The 16,640-nt window shown below is 70.1% G+C and carries 16 protein-coding genes; 9 read left to right on the top strand and 7 right to left on the bottom strand.

The genetic code is table 11. From position 1 onward, the window contains the following. Positions 1 to 569: 569 nt before the first annotated feature. From ACIQOW_RS20160 to ACIQOW_RS20175, 4 genes are all read right to left on the bottom strand, one after another. Complete coding sequence (locus tag ACIQOW_RS20160; protein ID WP_401086840.1) at positions 570 to 1,967, bottom strand: AAA family ATPase; 1,398 nt, start codon at positions 1,965 to 1,967, stop codon at positions 570 to 572. A 1,165-nt stretch (positions 1,968 to 3,132) separates the two neighbouring features. Beyond that, positions 3,133 to 4,134, bottom strand: a complete 1,002-nt coding sequence (locus ACIQOW_RS20165) for an AraC family transcriptional regulator (RefSeq protein WP_401086842.1) — start codon at positions 4,132 to 4,134, stop codon at positions 3,133 to 3,135. 108 nt (positions 4,135 to 4,242) lie between these two features. Continuing rightward, positions 4,243 to 4,746: a DUF1772 domain-containing protein gene (locus ACIQOW_RS20170; RefSeq protein WP_401086844.1), complete on the bottom strand. Its 504-nt coding sequence runs from the start codon at positions 4,744 to 4,746 to the stop codon at positions 4,243 to 4,245. 1 nt (position 4,747) lies between these two features. Further along, entirely contained in the window at positions 4,748 to 5,566 is an 819-nt protein-coding gene (locus ACIQOW_RS20175) for an NAD(P)H-binding protein (RefSeq protein WP_401086846.1), read from the bottom strand. A 197-nt stretch (positions 5,567 to 5,763) separates the two neighbouring features. Between ACIQOW_RS20175 and ACIQOW_RS20180 the strand changes: the two genes are divergently transcribed. Further along, on the top strand, positions 5,764 to 6,261 hold the full coding sequence (locus ACIQOW_RS20180; protein ID WP_401086847.1) for a DUF1772 domain-containing protein: 498 nt from the start codon (positions 5,764 to 5,766) through the stop codon (positions 6,259 to 6,261). Positions 6,262 to 6,331: 70 nt separating this feature from the next. Here ACIQOW_RS20180 and ACIQOW_RS20185 read toward each other — a convergent pair whose 3' ends face one another. The 3 genes from ACIQOW_RS20185 to ACIQOW_RS20195 form a co-directional block, all read right to left on the bottom strand. Then, on the bottom strand, positions 6,332 to 6,922 hold the full coding sequence (locus tag ACIQOW_RS20185) for a DUF1772 domain-containing protein (RefSeq protein WP_401086849.1): 591 nt from the start codon (positions 6,920 to 6,922) through the stop codon (positions 6,332 to 6,334). Positions 6,923 to 7,107: 185 nt separating this feature from the next. Continuing rightward, a complete protein-coding gene (locus tag ACIQOW_RS20190) occupies positions 7,108 to 7,668 on the bottom strand; it encodes a multicopper oxidase domain-containing protein (RefSeq protein WP_401086851.1) in 561 nt (186 codons plus the stop codon). Positions 7,669 to 7,848: 180 nt separating this feature from the next. Further along, entirely contained in the window at positions 7,849 to 8,493 is a 645-nt protein-coding gene (locus ACIQOW_RS20195; RefSeq protein ID WP_401086853.1) for a BTAD domain-containing putative transcriptional regulator, read from the bottom strand. Between the two features lie 516 nt (positions 8,494 to 9,009). Here ACIQOW_RS20195 and ACIQOW_RS20200 point away from each other — a divergent pair. Genes ACIQOW_RS20200 through ACIQOW_RS20235 form a run of 8 tightly spaced genes read left to right on the top strand, consistent with a single transcriptional unit; the run spans position 9,010 to position 16,609 of the window. Continuing rightward, positions 9,010 to 10,221 carry an aminotransferase class I/II-fold pyridoxal phosphate-dependent enzyme gene (locus tag ACIQOW_RS20200; protein ID WP_401086855.1) on the top strand — a complete coding sequence of 404 codons (1,212 nt, stop codon included), beginning with the start codon at positions 9,010 to 9,012 and terminating at the stop codon, positions 10,219 to 10,221. A gap of 50 nt (positions 10,222 to 10,271) precedes the next feature. Next, complete coding sequence (locus tag ACIQOW_RS20205) at positions 10,272 to 11,525, top strand: beta-ketoacyl-[acyl-carrier-protein] synthase family protein (RefSeq protein WP_401086857.1); 1,254 nt, start codon at positions 10,272 to 10,274, stop codon at positions 11,523 to 11,525. Then, complete coding sequence (locus ACIQOW_RS20210; RefSeq protein WP_401086859.1) at positions 11,522 to 12,388, top strand: MaoC/PaaZ C-terminal domain-containing protein; 867 nt, start codon at positions 11,522 to 11,524, stop codon at positions 12,386 to 12,388. Before ACIQOW_RS20205 ends, ACIQOW_RS20210 begins: the two co-directional genes overlap by 4 nt. Next, positions 12,385 to 13,965 (top strand): AMP-binding protein, encoded by a 1,581-nt coding sequence (locus ACIQOW_RS20215; protein WP_401086861.1) that lies wholly within the window; start codon positions 12,385 to 12,387, stop codon positions 13,963 to 13,965. The genes ACIQOW_RS20210 and ACIQOW_RS20215 overlap by 4 nt, the downstream gene beginning before the upstream one ends. Continuing rightward, a complete protein-coding gene (locus ACIQOW_RS20220; protein WP_401086863.1) occupies positions 13,962 to 14,219 on the top strand; it encodes an acyl carrier protein in 258 nt (85 codons plus the stop codon). Before ACIQOW_RS20215 ends, ACIQOW_RS20220 begins: the two co-directional genes overlap by 4 nt. Before the next feature lie 58 nt (positions 14,220 to 14,277). Continuing rightward, on the top strand, positions 14,278 to 15,297 hold the full coding sequence (locus ACIQOW_RS20225) for an anthranilate phosphoribosyltransferase (RefSeq protein WP_401086865.1): 1,020 nt from the start codon (positions 14,278 to 14,280) through the stop codon (positions 15,295 to 15,297). Next, the gene (gene trpA / locus ACIQOW_RS20230) at positions 15,290 to 16,183 is read left to right on the top strand and encodes a tryptophan synthase subunit alpha (protein WP_401086867.1); all 894 of its coding nucleotides are present in this window, start codon (positions 15,290 to 15,292) and stop codon (positions 16,181 to 16,183) included. The genes ACIQOW_RS20225 and trpA overlap by 8 nt, the downstream gene beginning before the upstream one ends. A 51-nt stretch (positions 16,184 to 16,234) precedes the next feature. Next, positions 16,235 to 16,609: an ectoine synthase gene (locus ACIQOW_RS20235; protein WP_401086869.1), complete on the top strand. Its 375-nt coding sequence runs from the start codon at positions 16,235 to 16,237 to the stop codon at positions 16,607 to 16,609. The last annotated feature ends 31 nt before the right edge of the window (positions 16,610 to 16,640 follow it).

Genomic DNA, 16,640 nt, shown 5'->3' on the forward strand with positions numbered 1-16,640 from the left:
AGGACCCTGCTGCCGACCGCCGCAGCCCGTCGTGCTTTGCCTCTGGCCAGACGAGGTGGTCCGGACGGATCAGGGTCGACTACCCACTGGATACGGATAGTGATCTTCCGGACGGCGTGTCGTCTTGAGCGTGTCCTCGCCATCCGGTTCTGAGTGCTTCGCACAGCGCCCAACACGCTCTGCCGCCACACCCGACACAGCAGCCACTCTTGCCCCAGATTCACCAGGCAGTCCGGGAGAAGGGGAAGCACATGGGACAGCGTGCGCAGCGGGGCAGGATGTACCGGCGGTGCGGTGCAAGGACGGGCACGGGAAGCAGTTGGGTGCGTGGTGTGTGCGGTTGTTGGAGGAGGCGGAGCACGGGTCGTGGACGTACTGCGTCGATCTGGCGCCAGCGGACGGCAGGCGGCGTTCCCAGGCCAAATCTGCTCCCACAGACCGGCCTCCCGCGGTCCTCGGCGATGCCGTTCGGCCGCGTTCGAGGCCGTCGGCGAGGGTTCGATCGGCCTACGGCGCGGGTGGCCCGCACCGTCGGCGGCGCGGTGCGGTGCGGGCCACACCGGGAGCGTTTAGCCCTGCTCCGAGCGGAAGGCCGCCCAGATGTCATTCAGCCTCAGGGCCGCCTGGTCAACGTCCAGTTCGGTGGTGTCGAGGACGGGCACGTCGGACTCCCGCCAGGCCGCCATGTCGCGGTAGACGATGTCCAGCGTCTTCGAGGAAAGCCGCCGACGGCCGGACCGCGTGGCGTTGCGGGACTCCAGCACCTCGAAGGCGGGCAGGAGAACGACCAGACACACAGGCAGGTCCCCGAGTTCCTCCGTCCACCGTTCCAGCCCCACCGCAGGCCAGTTCGGGAAGACCACGTCGTCGACCACCGCGGAATAGCCCGCAGCCGCGTAGGTTCGCACGGTCAGCGCGATGCTGCGACGGGCCAGCCCGAGCTGGCTCTCCGTCGCCTGGTTCCAGCCGTCCTCGGGACTCGCGTACCCGGACTTCACCCAGTCCCTCGCATCGTCAAGGGAGATGTGGATCGTCGGCTCACTCTGCTGCCGGGCCCAGCGGTCCGCCAGGGTGGTCTTTCCTGCGGCCGCCGGACCGGTGAGCAGCAGGACGGGTGACTGCCGCACTTCCTCAGCCACGATCGACTCCTTCCGCGGCCCCCGATGGATACTGCCCATCATCTCCTGCCGCCTGCTTGGCGTATCGCCCGCTCGGGCCGCCCGCCGGCGGAACCATCGGGGCTGCGTGTAGTCGAATCGCCGGATCAGATTCACCGGGCTGCGACGGCGCACCGCCGCATAGACCTCGCCCGCGTCGAAGCACAGGTCGACGAAGGAGCAGGCCACGTCCTCGATCACCCCGCGGACGCCGGACCCCTTCTGGTGACGGCTCGCGACCTCACGAACCATGAGGAATCCCAGCGTGACGGGCCCGACCGCGCGGGCCACCCCGGGCCACCGATGGCGGAATGCGGCCCCTACCGCGGCCGCACCTACGGTGATCGCGAACGGATTGGCGTAGTACACCGTCGTGTCCGGGTGTCGGTCACAGAGCCAGCCGTCGGCCGCCCCGCATACGAAGACCCTGGCAGCCACCGACCGGACGGTGCTGTCGGGGCTGCGCGAGTGAAGGACGAGGGCCTCGGGGTTGCTGAGGATGTGTTCGCCCGTCTTGCTGATCCGGACCCCGAGGTCGACGTCCTCGCCTCCCACCACGGTGAGCGGGTCCTCGTCGAACCCGCCCACGTCGGAGAACACGTCCGCTCGTACCGAGAGGTTGGAGGTCGTGCTCCAGCCCATCTGCTCGTACTGGTAGGGCCAGGCGTAGCAGTGGTTGTACTGCTTCGCCCCTCGCAGTGCCAGCCAGACGAACGCGTCGTCGGCACCCCTCATCTCCGTCGGGCCGGCCACGGCCGCCGCGTCGGTCTCGGCGTACATCCGCAGGTGTTCCCTGAACAGGTGGCCCATCCGCCCATCCGCTCACACCAGTCGATTGCGAATGCATCGGCGCCCTCGCCTTCGAGGAGCACCGGAGTGCCCAGTGGGTATAGCACAGACCGGTGGCCAGGTTCAGCAGTTGGCACAGCCGGTCCAGGGAGTGACAGGCGGCCTCGACGCCACCAGGCGCGTAGTACGCGGAGACCGAGCCACGCACATGCAGCGGATAGAAGCCCACGGGAAAGGGTTGGGAGCGGTCAAAGGGGTGCGGGGTGACTTGTGTGACCCATGTGGAGCACGAGACGACGATCGTCGACCCGACCTTCACCGGCTCCCGCAACAGCTGGGGCCAGATCAGAGCACGCCGCTGGGCAAATGCCGCCTGCTCGGGCACCGGGCCTACGATCGCCGTCCAACCGCGGGTGGGAGGAGGGTCGGCCCGAAAGGCGGTGTAAGCGTCCTCCAGGACCTGTCGCCAACGAGGAGCCTGAGCGTCGACCTCGTCGGAGGGGCCGGCGATCGCTACGTGCAGGTCGTGACCGTGTCCCTTCGTGTCGCCCGCGCGAACCCACAGGGTCCTGCTGCACACCTCCCCGCAGCGTGGTCTGGAGGACCGGTGGCCGTCGCCCCCTGCAGGCCACTGCGCCTCGGCCGCCTCGGCGATGACCTGGCGGTGCGGACACCGGGCGTGTCCCGTGAGGGTCTGTGCGCTCCTGATCCACGGCGGTCAGGTATGCCTGTTCCGCCGTCAGCATGCCTGCGCCCGGCCGGGCGCAGGCCAGGGTCTGAACAGCTCGCCTTCGCACACTTCATCGACACCGGAGCCCTCGACCGCCATCAGCGCACACTGCGCGCCGAGTTCCACGAGCGCCGCGCGGTGGGCCGGCAACAGACATCACTTCACCTTCCGGGGGCCCAACTGCTCGGCGGCGACGGCGGGCTGCAGGCATACATCGAACTGCCCACCGAACTCGACGAGGACTCGGTCGTACGCGCCGCCCGGATGCGGTCCCTACTCATCCGCGGGGGACGTTTCTACCCCTCGCCGACACCACCCGCCCTCCCGCGCTCGTCCTCAGCTACGCCACGGTCGGCTGCCCGGGTCTGACCCGGAGCAGGCCGTGCAGCCACATCACCCGCCTGAGCGGCCCGCACCCCGGCCTGCGAAGACGTCGAAAGTCGACGGCAGGCAGGATCACGAGGGCGTGGACAGGACGACCGCGCGTGGCGGCTGGGGGGTCTGGGCCGGGGTGGCGGAGGTGGTGCCCGTGCGGAATTCCTGGGGGCTGATGCCGCGGACGCGTTTGAAGGCCGTCGAGAGGGCGAAGGCCGAGCTGTAGCCCACCCGGCGGGCCACCGTCGCGATCGTGGCGTCGCGATCGCGCAGCAGGTCGGCCGCGGCGGCCAGGCGCCAGCCGGTCAGGTAGGCCATCGGCGGCTCGCCCACGATGTCGGTGAAGCGGCGGGCCATGGAGGCCCGCGAGACGCCGGTCTTGACGGCGAGTTCCCCGACGGTCCAGCCGTGGGCGGGGTTCTCGTGGAGCAGCCGCAGGGCCAGACCGACCACCGGGTCGCTCTGGGCGCGGTACCAGGACGGGGACCCGCTGTCGGGTGCCGCGAGCCAGGTGCGCAGGACGCCAACCAGCAGCAGGTCCAGAAGCCGGTCCAGGACGATCTCCTGGCCCGGTTCGTTCTTGGAGATCTCCGAGGTCAGCAAGGGCACCAGGGTGTCGTCGGCGGCCTCCGCCGGGCGGACCAGGATGGCCGGCAGCGCGGTCAGCAGCCGGCGGCCGATCTCACTCGGCGTCTGGTAGGTGCCGCTCAGCATCACCGCCGATCCGGCGTCCTGGAAGCCGTCGCCCCAGGTGCGTACACCGAGCGCCATCCGCTCGGTGACGTCCTCGCCCTCGTACGTGCTGCACCGCTGCTGCGGGCCGACGGTGATCTGGACCGGCGTGTCCAGGGCGTCCGCGACGGTGTACGGCTCGGGGCCCCGCAAGACGGCCATGTCGCCCGGGCGGATCAGGATCGGTGTGCCGTGGTCGGGTATCAGCCACGCGTCGCCGTGCACCATCGTCACGATGGACAGCGGGGCCCGGTCCTCGACGCGCAGTGACCAGGGCGGGTTGAAGACGGACTTGAGAAGGAAGGCGCCCCGGGCCTTGGGAGCTTCGAGGAGGCCGGTCAGCGAATCCATCCGTACATCCTTCCAAACAGCACGGGGAAGCGCCCGCTCTCTTTCGGGGGATTTCGAGAGAGCGGGCGCAGTTCCGGGAGGGAGGTGGAACAGGTTGTGCGGCAGGGGCTATGCCGCTGCCGCCCGGCCGTGCAGCGTCAGTACGCGGCCCAGCGCGGCCAGGGCCGCCGTACAGGCCACCGTACGGACGAGGTTGCCGGAGCTCCAGCGGCTGCCGAAGCGGGAGCGGGCCGCCGAGGCGTCGGCCCCGACCCGCGCGAGCTGGTTGTTGAGGGGGACGTTCACCATCGCGGTCACGGCCATCGACAGGCCGTACAGTGCGAAGGCCAGCCAGCCCCAGCGCGCCGCGTTCGGGCGGCCGCCGCGCTGCTGCTGCGAGGCTGCCAGCCCGGTCGCCAGGAAGGTGCCCAGGAAGAGCAGGCCGAACAGGCCGAACAGGCCGTTGTCGATCCCCTCGTTGATATTGCGCATGGCGGTCACGTAGGTCTGGTCGTCGCCGCGACGCAGACCCGGCATGACCGAAATGTCGAACGCGAAGTAGAGGCCGGCCATCAGGCCGGTGCCCACCGTCGCCGCCACCAGGGTCACGGACTCCTTCGTCGTACCGGTCACGTCAGACGTTCCAGACTCCGGTGGCCGCCGCGTCGCGGGCGAAGTCCGCGAAGTCCTTGGGCTTGCGGCCCAGGGCCTCCTCCACACCGTGCACCAGATGCGCGTTGCGTCCGTCCAGGACCATGGTGAACAGGTCGGCCCACTCCTCAGGGAGGTTGTTCTCGCGCAGCACCGCGCGGTACGCCTCACTCGTGACCGGGATGTACGTGATCTCGCGCCCGGTGGCCTTCGAGATCTCGGCGACCGCGTCGCTGTAGCTGATCAAGCGCGGGCCGGACAGCTCGTAGGTCTTCCCGATGTGCTTGTCGTCGGTCAGCGCGGCCACCACGACGTCGGCGATGTCGTCGGCGTCGACGAAGGCCTCCACGGCGTCCCCGGTCGGCAGGGCGAGCTCGCCGGCCAGTACAGGATCCAGGAAGAAGCTCTCGGAGAAGTTCTGGTTGAACCAGCTGGAGCGCACGATGGTCCAGTCGGCACCGGAGGCCTTCAGGTTGTTCTCGCTGACCTGTGCGGCTTCCTCGCCGCGCCCCGACAGCAGCACCAGGCGGCGCACGCCGTTCGCCACGGCCGTCCTGGAAAACTCGCCGACCTGCTCCGCGGCCCCCGGGAAGGCAAGGTCGGGGTGGTAGGTCACGTACGCCCGGTCGACGCCCTCCAGCGCAGGCCCCCAGGTGGCGGAGTCGTTCCAGTCGACGGCGGGCTCGCCGGTGCGGGAACCGATCCGGACCTGACGGCCCTGGGCGGAGAGCTTCTGGGCGACACGTCGACCGGTCTTGCCGTGACCGCCGATGACGAGGGTGATCCGCGTGTTCTGAGTCATGAATGCAGTCAAGTCCAGTCCCGCGAGAGTCGCCATGTCCACGAAGCTCAGGTTCATGCGCGTGCGTCCAAGGAGCCGGAAACGGGAGGCCCGGGCCACCTGCGCCCGTATGATCGCGGCGACTTGACGATTCCACGATCTGTTCCCGAAGGTCCTGTGGCCGGGGACCTCCGAGGACGTACGAGCAGGGGGACACGATGGAAACCGCGCGCCTGGCCTCACTCATAGCCGCCACTGTCACGATGGGCCTGGTCAGCGGCCTGTTCTACGGCTTCTCCATCTCCGTGATGCCAGGTCTGAAACGCACCGACGACCGTACGGTCATCGAGGTCATGCAGCGCGTCAACGCGGCCATCCTCAACGGGTGGTTCATCCTCGGCTACCTCGGCGCGTTCGTCTTCACCGCCCTGGCCCTGGCCCTGCACGTCCCGTCCGACGGCCGCGACGTGCTGCCTGCACTGATCGCGGCCCTGGTCTGCTACACCGTCTCGATGGGCATCACGAACAAGGTGAACATCCCCCTGAACAACGCCCTTGAGAAGGCCGGTCCGGTCGCGGCCATCAGCGAACCGGCCGCCGTTCGCCGCGCCTTCGAGGGTCCCTGGGTGCGCGCCAACGTCTGGCGCACCGTGCTGTGCACGGCCTCGGTCGGTTTCCTGGCCTGGGCCTCGTACCTACACGGCAGCATGCGCTGAGCGCCCGGTGGTACGCAGGAAGTCCCCCGGCGGCCGGGGGACTTCCTGCGTACCACGGGGTTCAGCGGCTTCAGCGGGTGGCACGTCCGTAGAGGACGAGGGCGCGGGAGAGGGCCGTCAGGGCAACGGTGCACAGCAGGGTGCGCATGATGTTGGTGGAGACCCAGGTGCCCTTGAACTTGTCGACGATCGAGAAGTCCGTCATCTTGGCCGCGTCGCCTGCGTCGGCCAGCTCGTTGTTCAGCGGGATGTTCACGGAGAAGGTGATCATCAGGACGATGAGGTAGGCCACGGCCGCCGCCCCCACCCAGACCGCCACACCGCGGCGCCCCTTGCGGAACTCGATGACCGCCGAGGCCGCGGACGTCAGCAGCGCGAGCACGAACACCATGCCGAAGAGCCCGTTGCCGTCGATCGCCTTGTTGAAGGCCTGCATCGCGGTGACGTACGTGTGCTGGTCGCCCGCCGCCAGACCCGGCATCACGGAGACGTCGAAGGCCAAGAAGAGACCCGCCATCAAGCCTATGAAGATCGTCGAGACCAGGAGGAGGGCGGTCGCCACCTTGCTGCTCCCGGCGGTCGCCGACCTGGACAGGGCCGTGTACGGACCCGGGCCGCCGCCGGGGTACTGCTGGTGGCTACCGGCCGGATTGCGGTTCATGGCACGTCCTCATCTGGGATGGTGGGAGAAATTGCTTGCCCTCGGTGCAGGCATCCCATCGTGTCATTCCACGGTATCGGGCCGTACGAAACACCGGAGGCACTAATCGGAACCGAGCTAACCACTTCACAAATCAGCTGCTTGGCAGGAATGCTGAGCTCCTTCCCGTCGATCCTCGACCGACCTTAGCGGATTCTGAAGTTGCCCATCATTCCCATCGCCGAATGGTCCAGGAGGTGGCCATGGTAGACATAAGTCCCTTTATAGGTGTCGAAGGTGGCATGCAGCTTCACCGTCTCGCCAGGGAAGAGGCGGACCGTGTCCTTCAGCCCGGACTCGGCCGGGCCCGCCGCAACCCCGTTGCGCTCCAACACCCGGAACTGGACCAGGTGCATGTGGAAGTTGAGCGGGATGACTTTATTCGCATTCGTGACGGTCCAGATCTCCGAGCTGCCGTACGCAATGGTCTGGTCGATGCGCTGGGCGTCCCACACCTGGCCGCCGATGAGCCCCCGCGGCTCCGGGCGGCCGTCCTCGTCCATGCTGAGGACGATGTTCCGCTGGACCGTCGCCTCCGGCATGTCCGGCAGCACGCGCAGCACATCCGGCACGAAGCTGGGGTCGTAGGCCTCCCGCACGACGTCGATGCGCAGCGCCTTGCCCACCTGGTCCGGCGTTCCGGGGCCCAGGGTGTTCTCCAGGACGATCTTCGTACCGACCGGGTAGCGGGAGAAGTCGATGACCACATCGGCCCGCTCCGGTCGTGGCTATGGCGCCGAGCACACGGCGTCTCGTGACCATGGTCTTCCTCCTCGGAAGGACGGGGTGTGCGCGGGTACCCGAGAGACAGCGCCGGGCGCTGCGGGTAGCCGGGCATGCGGCTGCCGCCGCTGCGGGCCAGCGGCGGCAGCCGTCGTGTGGACGGATCAGGCGCCGGGGGAGTCCGGTACGCGGTGCGTGGCGCGGCTGTGCTCGGCCAGGGAGCCCCGGCGGTGGGCGGACGCGCTGTGGTTGCCTTCGGCGACCGCCGTCAGGACCGGCTCCAGGGCGGTGAAGAGGCGCGGGGCGCGCCGGGGTTCCTGGGCCCGCAGCAGTTCCAGGTACGCCGCCTCCGTCTCGGGCGCCGGGCTGATGCCCAGTTCCTCCGCCAGCACCTCGCGCAGCTGCTGGTAGCTCCTGATCGCCTCGGCGCGGTTGCCTGCCCGGGTGTGAGCCGTCATCCGGCAGCGGTAAGCGCTCTCCCGGAACGGGGCGCGGCGGACCGCCTCCTCCGCGTAGCGCAGCGCGTGGTGCTCGATGCCGAGGTTGGACGAGGACAGGCTCGCGATCTCCAGCGCCCTGAGGCGGAGTTCTTCGAGCTGTTCACGCATCGTGTTGACCCACTCGCCCTCGCGCGAGGGAAGGAACGAACCGCGCAGGTTCGTCACCGCGCCGGCCGCGAGCTGCTGGGCCACCGCGTACGCACCGTTCGCGAACGCATCGGCGGCTTCGGTCACCGCGGCTTCCGCGCACTCCACGTCCACGACCGCGTCCTGCGGCATCCGCAGGACGTAACGGCCGCCCTGCGACACCAGCGGAGTGACCCCGGGCTGGTCTTGCGAAGTCGTGACAAATGTGCGCACACGGCTCACGACACTCCGCAATGCCGACGCCCAGGTGTCCGGAAGACCGTCGGGCCATATTGTTTCCGCTAATTGGTAGCGGTCCGTTCCGTTATGACGCTCAACAAGCAGCCGTGCGAACGCCACCTGTGCCTGGGCGCTCGAAAGGTGCTGAGGCGGTCCCCCATCTGACTCGACCATGACGAGACCGATGAGCCTGATCATCACTATAGCTTCCCCCTAGCTCGTGCATAGCTTCCCCCTAGCTCGTGCCGCCCAGAGGATATGTACGTGCTCACTACGGATGTCAACCTTGATAGCGGACGACCGACCGCCGAATACAATGCCACCCCTGCCTCGTAGCGATCTTGCGCCGCTATTGCGCCTGACGGGCATTAATGGAGTTCCACCAGGGCCCGGCCGAAAGGACGCCAGGTCATCGATGGGGTTCCGGATCCGCCGGACGCTCGCGACGAGGAGAAGTACGTGACCGCATCCGCTGCCTGGGACCGCCTCGAACCGAAGCTGTCGTACTTCCGTGACCGGGTGCGGTCCCTCGAGTACGAGCCCGCCCGGAAGAACAGCTTCGTCGCGTACACCGTCGAGCGCGATTCGGCGTACGCGGACCAGGACGGCCGGCGCCTGCTGATGATGTCCGGATACAGCTACCTCGGCCTGGCCGGGGACGAGCGCGTCGTCTCCGCCGCCAAGGCCGCCGTCGACCGCTACGGCACCGGCAACCACGGGGTCCGCGCGCTGGCCGGCTCCACGCCGCTGCACGAGGAACTGGAGGCCGAGGTCGCCCAGTTCGCCGGCCGTGAGCAGGCCCTCGTTTTCGGTTCCGGCTATGCGGCGAACGTCGGCACCGTCGGCGCCCTCGTCGGCCCCGGCGACACCGTCTTCATCGACAAGTACGACCATGCCAGCATCGTCGACGGCTGCAAGCTCTCCGGCGCCACCGTCACCCGCTTCCGGCACAACGACGTCGCCCACCTGGAGCGGCGCCTCACCGCCGCCCCCGACACCGGCGTCCGCCTGGTCATCGTCGACAGCGTCTACTCGATGGACGGCGACATCGCCCCCCTCCCCGACCTGCGCAAGGTCTGCGACGCCCACAACGCGCTGCTGATGGTGGACGAGGCCCACGCGCTCGGCGTCATCGGCGACACCGGCAAGGGCATCGAGGAGCACTTCGGTTACGAGGTGAAGGTCGATGTCAAGCTCGGCACCCTGTCAAAGGCCATCCCCTCCATGGGCGGCTGGGTCGCCGGTTCCTCCGAACTCATCCACCACCTCAAGTACGCGGCCCGCCCGTTCCTCTTCTCCGCCGCCCTGGGTCCCGCCCAGACCGCCGCCGCCCTGGTGTCCCTGCGGATCCTCCAGCGCGAGCCGGGCCGCGTGGAGTTCATCCAGCGCGAGTCCGCCCGCTTCCGCTCCGTCCTCCACGAGGCCGGCATGAGCACCGTGGACAGTGAGACCGCTGTCGTCCCGGTGATCGCCGGATCCGACACCGCCGCCTACGACTACGCCACCGTCTGCCGCAAGAACGGTGTCATCGGCCTGCCCGTGGTCACCCCGGCCGTCCCCAACGACCTGGCCCGGCTGCGCATCGCCATCACCGCTGCCCACACCACGGCCGACATCGACTTCGCCGCCGAGGCCTTCATCACGTCGGCCCGCGAGTGCCGGATCATCTGAGCGCCATCACGACGGTCCCCTTCACGCCTCTTACACCTCAGGGAGTAGACATGCCTCGATCGCCGAGGGGAAGTTCGGCGCAGCCGTCCGTGGCCATCACCGGCATGGGCGTTGTCACCCCCGGCGGGTGTACCCCGGACGAGCTGTGGAACACACTGCGGGCCGGCCGGTCCACCGCCACCGAACTCACCCATTGCGACCTCAGCCGCCACCGGGTGCGGATCGGCTGCCGGGTCCGCGGCCTCGACGGCCTCGACGGGCTCGTGCCGGCCAAGGACGTCCGCCGGATGGACCCCTTCGCCCACTACGGCACGGCCGCCGCCCTTACCGCCCACCGCGACGCGGGATCGCCCACCGCCGAAGCCGGCCGCACCGCCGTCATCGTCGGCAATGCCGTCGGCGGCCGCGCCACCAGCGACTTGGAGTCCACCCACTTCACCGAGGGCGGACCGGCCAAGGTCAACCCGCTGATGCCGCTGATGACGATGCCCAACGCGGCCGCCGCACAGATCGCCATCCGGCTCGGCTGGACCGGCCCCGCCCTGACCGTCGCCAACACCTGCGCCAGCGGCGCCGACGCCGTCGGCCATGCCCTGATGCTGCTCCAGACCGGCCGCGCCGACCTCGTCATCGCGGGCGGCTGCGAGCACACACTCACTCCGGTCACCCTGGCCGGATTCGGCAACCTCAACGCCGTCTCGCTGCGCAACGACGACCCGGAGCACGCCTCGCGCCCCTTCGACAAGGACCGCGACGGCTTCGTGATGGGCGAGGGCGCGGGATTCGTCGTCATGGAACGGCTGGAGGACGCCCGGGCGCGCGGTGCGAAGACGTACGGGCTGGTCGCCGGGTACGCGGCCACCGCCGACGCCCACCACCTCTCCATGCCGCTGCCCGATGGCGCGGGAGCCGCGGCCGCCATGGCCGGCGCCATCGCCGACGCCGGGCTCGGCCCCGGCGACATCGTGCACGTCAACGCTCACGGCACCTCCACCCCGTACAACGACCGGTCCGAGGCCGCCGCTCTCGCCAAGGTCTTCGGCCCCTCCCAACCGCCGGTGACGGCTCCCAAGTCGGTCATCGGCCACCTCATCGGCGCCGCCGGGGCCGTCGAACTCATCGCCACCGTGCAGGCCATGCGCAGCCTCGAGGTGCCGCCCACCGCCAACCATGAACAGCTGGAGCCAGAAATGGACATCGACGTCGTCCACGGCGCGCCCCGCGCCGTGCGCTCGGGACCCGCGATCACGAACTCGTTCGGTTTCGGCGGCCACAACTCCTCCCTCGTGGTGACACCAGCATGACGCTCCTGTCGCCCCCCTCGGTCCCCCCGATCCCCTCCCGGGTCCGGACGGTCACCGTCACCGAGCCCGGGATCACCGGGTTCCGCCGCGCCGCCCGGCGAGGGCTGCCGGATGCTGCGCCGGGCCAGGCCTCTCCCGTCCACGCCTTCGTCCTCGCCCACACCGTGGCCGAGGAAACCGTCGCCGCGCTGACCGCACCCGAGCCGGGCCCGGTGTCCGTGGTCCACCTCGGCCAGAGCATCCGCACCGTCCGGCCCGTCCGGCCCGCCGAGCAGGTGACCGTACGGCTGGACGTGCTCGGCATCCGCAAGGAGCCGCGCGGCGCGCGGGTCGAGCTCGGGGTCGAGCTCGTCGACGAGGACGGCCCGAGCCCTTTCGCGGAACTGGTCATCTCCGCCCTGCTGGTGGGCGCGACCCTGCTGGAGCCGTTCGGCACCGTCGCGGGCGGCCCAGCCGCCCCCGCCGCGGTGGGGAGCGGCGAACCGCAGACCGCGGTGCACACGCTGACCACTGACTGGATCCGTGCGTACGCCCACGCCTCCGGCGATCTGAACCCCATCCACCTTGACGCGGAGGCGGCCCGCGGGTCCGGGTTCGACACCGTCATCGCGCACGGCATGAGCGTCGTCGCCCTCGCGGTGGAGGAGGCCGTGGACCGCTTCGTGGCCGGCGACTCCTCCAGGGTGCGCGGCCTCGGCTGCCGCTTCTCGGCCCCTGTGCCTCCCGACGTGCCACTGGAGATCGTCTTCCAGCCCGACGCCGAAGCCGGCGTCGTCCGTTTCACCTGCAGGACGCCGAAGGGCGCGGCCGTGAAATCGGGCTGGATCGGGTTCGCCGCCCCGGCGGAAGGCGGTCCCCGATGACCGAGCCCATGCCCGGCAGTGCGCCCCTGGGCTCGGCCGCCGGCTCCGAAGAGCTCGGCATCATCGGGGGGTTCCTCACGCAGGTCAAGACGCGGCCGGACGCCACCGCTCTCGTCTTCAACGCGGCGGAAACCAGCTACCGCGAGCTGTACGAGCTCGCCGGGCAGGAACGCGGGCGGCTCGCGTGCCTGGATCTCGCTCCGGGGGTGCCGGTCGGTGTCCTGGCCGACAAGTCGCCCGGTGCCGTGGCGCTCGTACTCGCCTGCTTGCTGGCCCGGCGGCCGGTGATGCTCCCGTCCCCTGCCCTCACCGACACCCTGCTCGCCGACCTCTTCGCACAGGCTGGCTGCACCCATGTCCTCGCACCCGGCGGGGAGCCCGCCAGGGTCGCGCCCAACGCGGCGGTCGCGGCCCAGCCGTTGCCGGCGGAGGAGGCCGCCGGCGTGGCCTTCATGCTCACCACGTCCGGCTCCACCAGCCTGCCGAAGATCGTCCCGCTGGGCATGGACGCCGTGGACCGGTTCATCCAGTGGGCCGGCCCGGCCTTCGGGATCGGCCCCGGCCGTACCGTCCTCAACTACGCCCCCCTCAACTTCGACCTGTGCCTGCTCGACGTCTGGACCAGCCTCGCCCGCGGCGCGAGCGTGGTGCTCGTCGACCCGGCGCTGGCCGCCCACGGCCACCACCTGAGCGACCTGATCCTGCGCCACGGCGTCCAGGTCGTCCAGGCCGTCCCAATGGCCTTCGGGCTCCTGAAGGCCGCGGCGGACAAGAGCGGTGACAACTTCCCCGGGGTCGAGCACGTGATGTTCACGGGCGACGCCATCCCCGACCGGACCCTCGCCGCCCTGCCCGCCCTGTTCCCCGGGGCCCGCGTCCACAACATCTACGGCTGCACCGAGACCAACGACAGCTTCGTCCACGAGGTCGACACGCGGGCCGCCTCCTTCGCGGCCGTACCCATCGGCCGGCTGCTGCCCGGTGTGCGGGCCCTCGTCCTCGACCCCGACACCAACATCGTCGTCGAAGGGCCCGGCAGCGGAGAACTCTTCGTCTCCACGCCTTTCCAGGCTCTCGGCTATCTCGACCGCGTCCGGCACGCCGACAAGTTCACGGCCCACCCGCTCGGCCTCGACGACCGCCGCTGGTTCCGCACCGGCGACCTCGTACGGCGCGACGCCGCCGGCACCCTGCATCTGACCGGACGTACCGACTTCCAGGTCAAGGTACGCGGAGTCGCCGTCAACACCGCCGAGATCGAGAGGGTCCTGCTGGAACACCCCGGTGTACTGGAGGCGGGCGTCGCCGCCCGGCCCGACCCGATCGCCGGCAGGACGCTCGTCGCCGGCGTCCAGCGCGCCCCCGGTTCCGCCCTGACCGGCCTGGAACTGCGCAAACACTGTGCCCGGCGTCTGCCCAGGGTCGCCGTGCCCAACCGGCTCACCATCACCGACGCGCCGTTGCCGAAGACGGCCACCGGAAAGGTCGACCGCAACGCGCTCGACCACCTCGACCAGCCGAGCTCCTCCACCACCACGCCCGTCGCCGTACCTCTCGCCGAAGGAATCGCGTCATGAGCAACATCGACACCATCAAGAACTTCATCATCACCGAGTTCCTCCCGGGCACCGCGGCCGACGAGCTCTCGACCGACCACGACCTGCTCAACGACGGGGTCATCGACAGCCTGGGGGTCCTCAAGCTGATCGCCTGGGTCGAGGACCGCTTCGAGCTCGTCATCGGCGACACCGACCTGAACCCCGACAACTTCCGCAGCGTCGCGGCGATCGACGCTTTCATCACCGAGTCCCGCCGCACGGCGGACGCGTAGCACCGCCCACCCCTTCATCCCTGATTCATCCCCGACGGAGATGAGAAGGAGCCCGACCGTGCATGACGCACTCACCGGCCTGCTGAAGCAGCAGGCCCCGGTCGGCCGCGAAACCTGGCGGTCCTGGTGGGACCAGCTCGGCGACGGCAGTCTCGACAGGGCCGAGGCCGTCGCCCTGCTGGCCGCTCTGGGCAGCCGGCTCCCCGACCACCGGACCCTGCGCCACCTGGTGGACTCGCTCGCCGAGCGCCGGACGGCGAACACGGTGCCCGCCCGTTGGGACGGCACCGTCAACGTCGTCGGCACCGGGGGCGGTCCCAGGACCTTCAACATCTCCACCGCCTCGGCGTTCGTCGCCGCGGCCACCGGGGTCAAGGTCGTCAAGAGCGGATCCCGGGCCTACACCAGCTCGCTCGGCTCCGTCGATCTGCTGGAGCGGCTCGGCGTCCGTCTCACCTCCTCCTACGCCCAGACCGAGGACACCCTCGCCACGTACGGGATCGCCTTCGCAGGGCCCTTCGTCTACCCGGCACAGCTGACGCGGCTGGCACGGACCGTGGCCCCGCTGAGCATGAAGCCCTTCGGCCGCTTCCTGAACGCCCTGGGGCCCTTCCTCGCGGACCTCCCGGTGACCGCCCAGGTCACCGGGGTCTCGGCGAACGCCCCCCTCGACACCCTGCGTGAACTCGCCGCGACCACGACCGGTCGCCGGATCTGGCTGGCCTCGAACGACAGTGGCGCGGACGAACTGCTGCCCTTCGTGACCAACACCGTCCACGGGGAAGACTCCCGGAGCCGGATCATCCGGCCGGGCGAACTCACCCCAGGCGACGGCTCCTTCGAGGATCTGAGGCCCGCCGCCGAGCCCGCCGGAGCGGTCGACCACTTCCTGTCCGTCCTCTCCGGCACGGCAGGCGCGGTGGCCACCCGCACGGTCTGCCTGGGTGCGGCCGCCCTGGCCGTGGCCGCTGACACCCACCCGGACTGGCGCTCCGCGTTCTCGCTGGCCGAGGAGGCGGTCCGATCCGGCGCCGCTCACGACCTGGCGCAGGCCGTGCGGGCGGTGGCCCGTGCGTAGGCCTGCGGCGGTCACGACGACGACCGGGACCGTCACGGCCGGGACGGGGCCGCTCCCCTCCACGGGAGCGACATCGGCCCCCGCGCCCTTCTTCGCACACCGCGCTGCGGGCCGGGGCCCGGGACTCGCGGTGTTCCTCAACGCCGGCGACCCGCCGCTGCCGGTCCTGCGGGACCTGGTCCTCATGCTCGACAAGGAGGGGGTGGACTGCCTGGAACTGGCCGTCCCCTTTCCCGATTCGGTCACCGACGGGCCGGTCGTCCGGCGGTCGGCGCGCCGGGCGATGGACCACGGCGGGGTGGGGCTGGACGACGTCCTCGCCTTCCTCGCAGGCGTACGGCCGCAGCTCACCCGGACCCGGATCGCGCTGCTCGCCGATTGGAGGTACTCCCTGGGCCACCGGGACCTGGCCGCCGTCACCCGGGACATCGCCGCGGCGGGAGCGGACGGTCTGCTCATCCATGCACTGCCCCCTCGCCTGTGCGAGACGCACCGGGAGTCCGCCGCGGCCGCCGGACTCCCGATCGTCACCACCTGCTACGCCGAGAGCCCGCCCAAGACCCAGGCCGAGGCCGCCGCGCACGCCTCCGCCTACCTCTATCTCGTCGCCCACTACGGACGCAGCGGGACCGCACCCGCCGCCGGCCACGCCGCGCTGGCCCAGACGGTCACCGGGCTCCGGGCGCACTCACGCTCCCCGATCGCCGTCGGCTTCGGGGTCAGCACGCGGCAGGACGTGGAGGCCGTCGGGGCCAGTGGCGCCGACGCCGCGATCATCGGCTCCGCCGCGGTGGCCGCCGTGGAGCGGGCGCAGGAAGCCGGCCTCGATGTGACCGAGGCCTTCCGTGACTTCGTCCGCTCGGTCCTGCCAGTACCGCCGCACTGAAACCCTTCCCAGTCGAAGAGCTCCACCCCCCTTCCTGAACAGGAGATTTCCATGATCATTCGTGACATCGAGTCGGTGAAGACCGTCGAGTGGGGCAACGGCCTCAGCCGCCGCTTCCTCGTGGCCGAGGACGGCATGGGCTACTCGCTCACCGACACCACCGTGCTGGCCGGCACCAAGTCCCGTCTGGAGTACGTCAACCACCTGGAAGCCTGCTACTGCATCGCGGGCTCCGGCGAGGTCATCGAGCTCGACGGCACCTCGCACGAGATAGTCCCAGGCCGGATGTACGCCCTCGACCACCACGATGCCCACTACCTCGGCGCCAGCCCGCACGAGGATCTGCGCCTGGTCTGCGTCTTCTCGCCGGCCCTGCGCGGCGACGAGGTCCACAACCTGGACGCGCACACCTCCTCCGCCTACTGAGCACCGCACCCGAAGCGCCACTCGTCCGAAC

It is taken from the genome of Kitasatospora sp. NPDC091335 (assembly GCF_044757205.1).
Taxonomy (GTDB): Bacteria; Actinomycetota; Actinomycetes; order Streptomycetales; family Streptomycetaceae; genus Kitasatospora.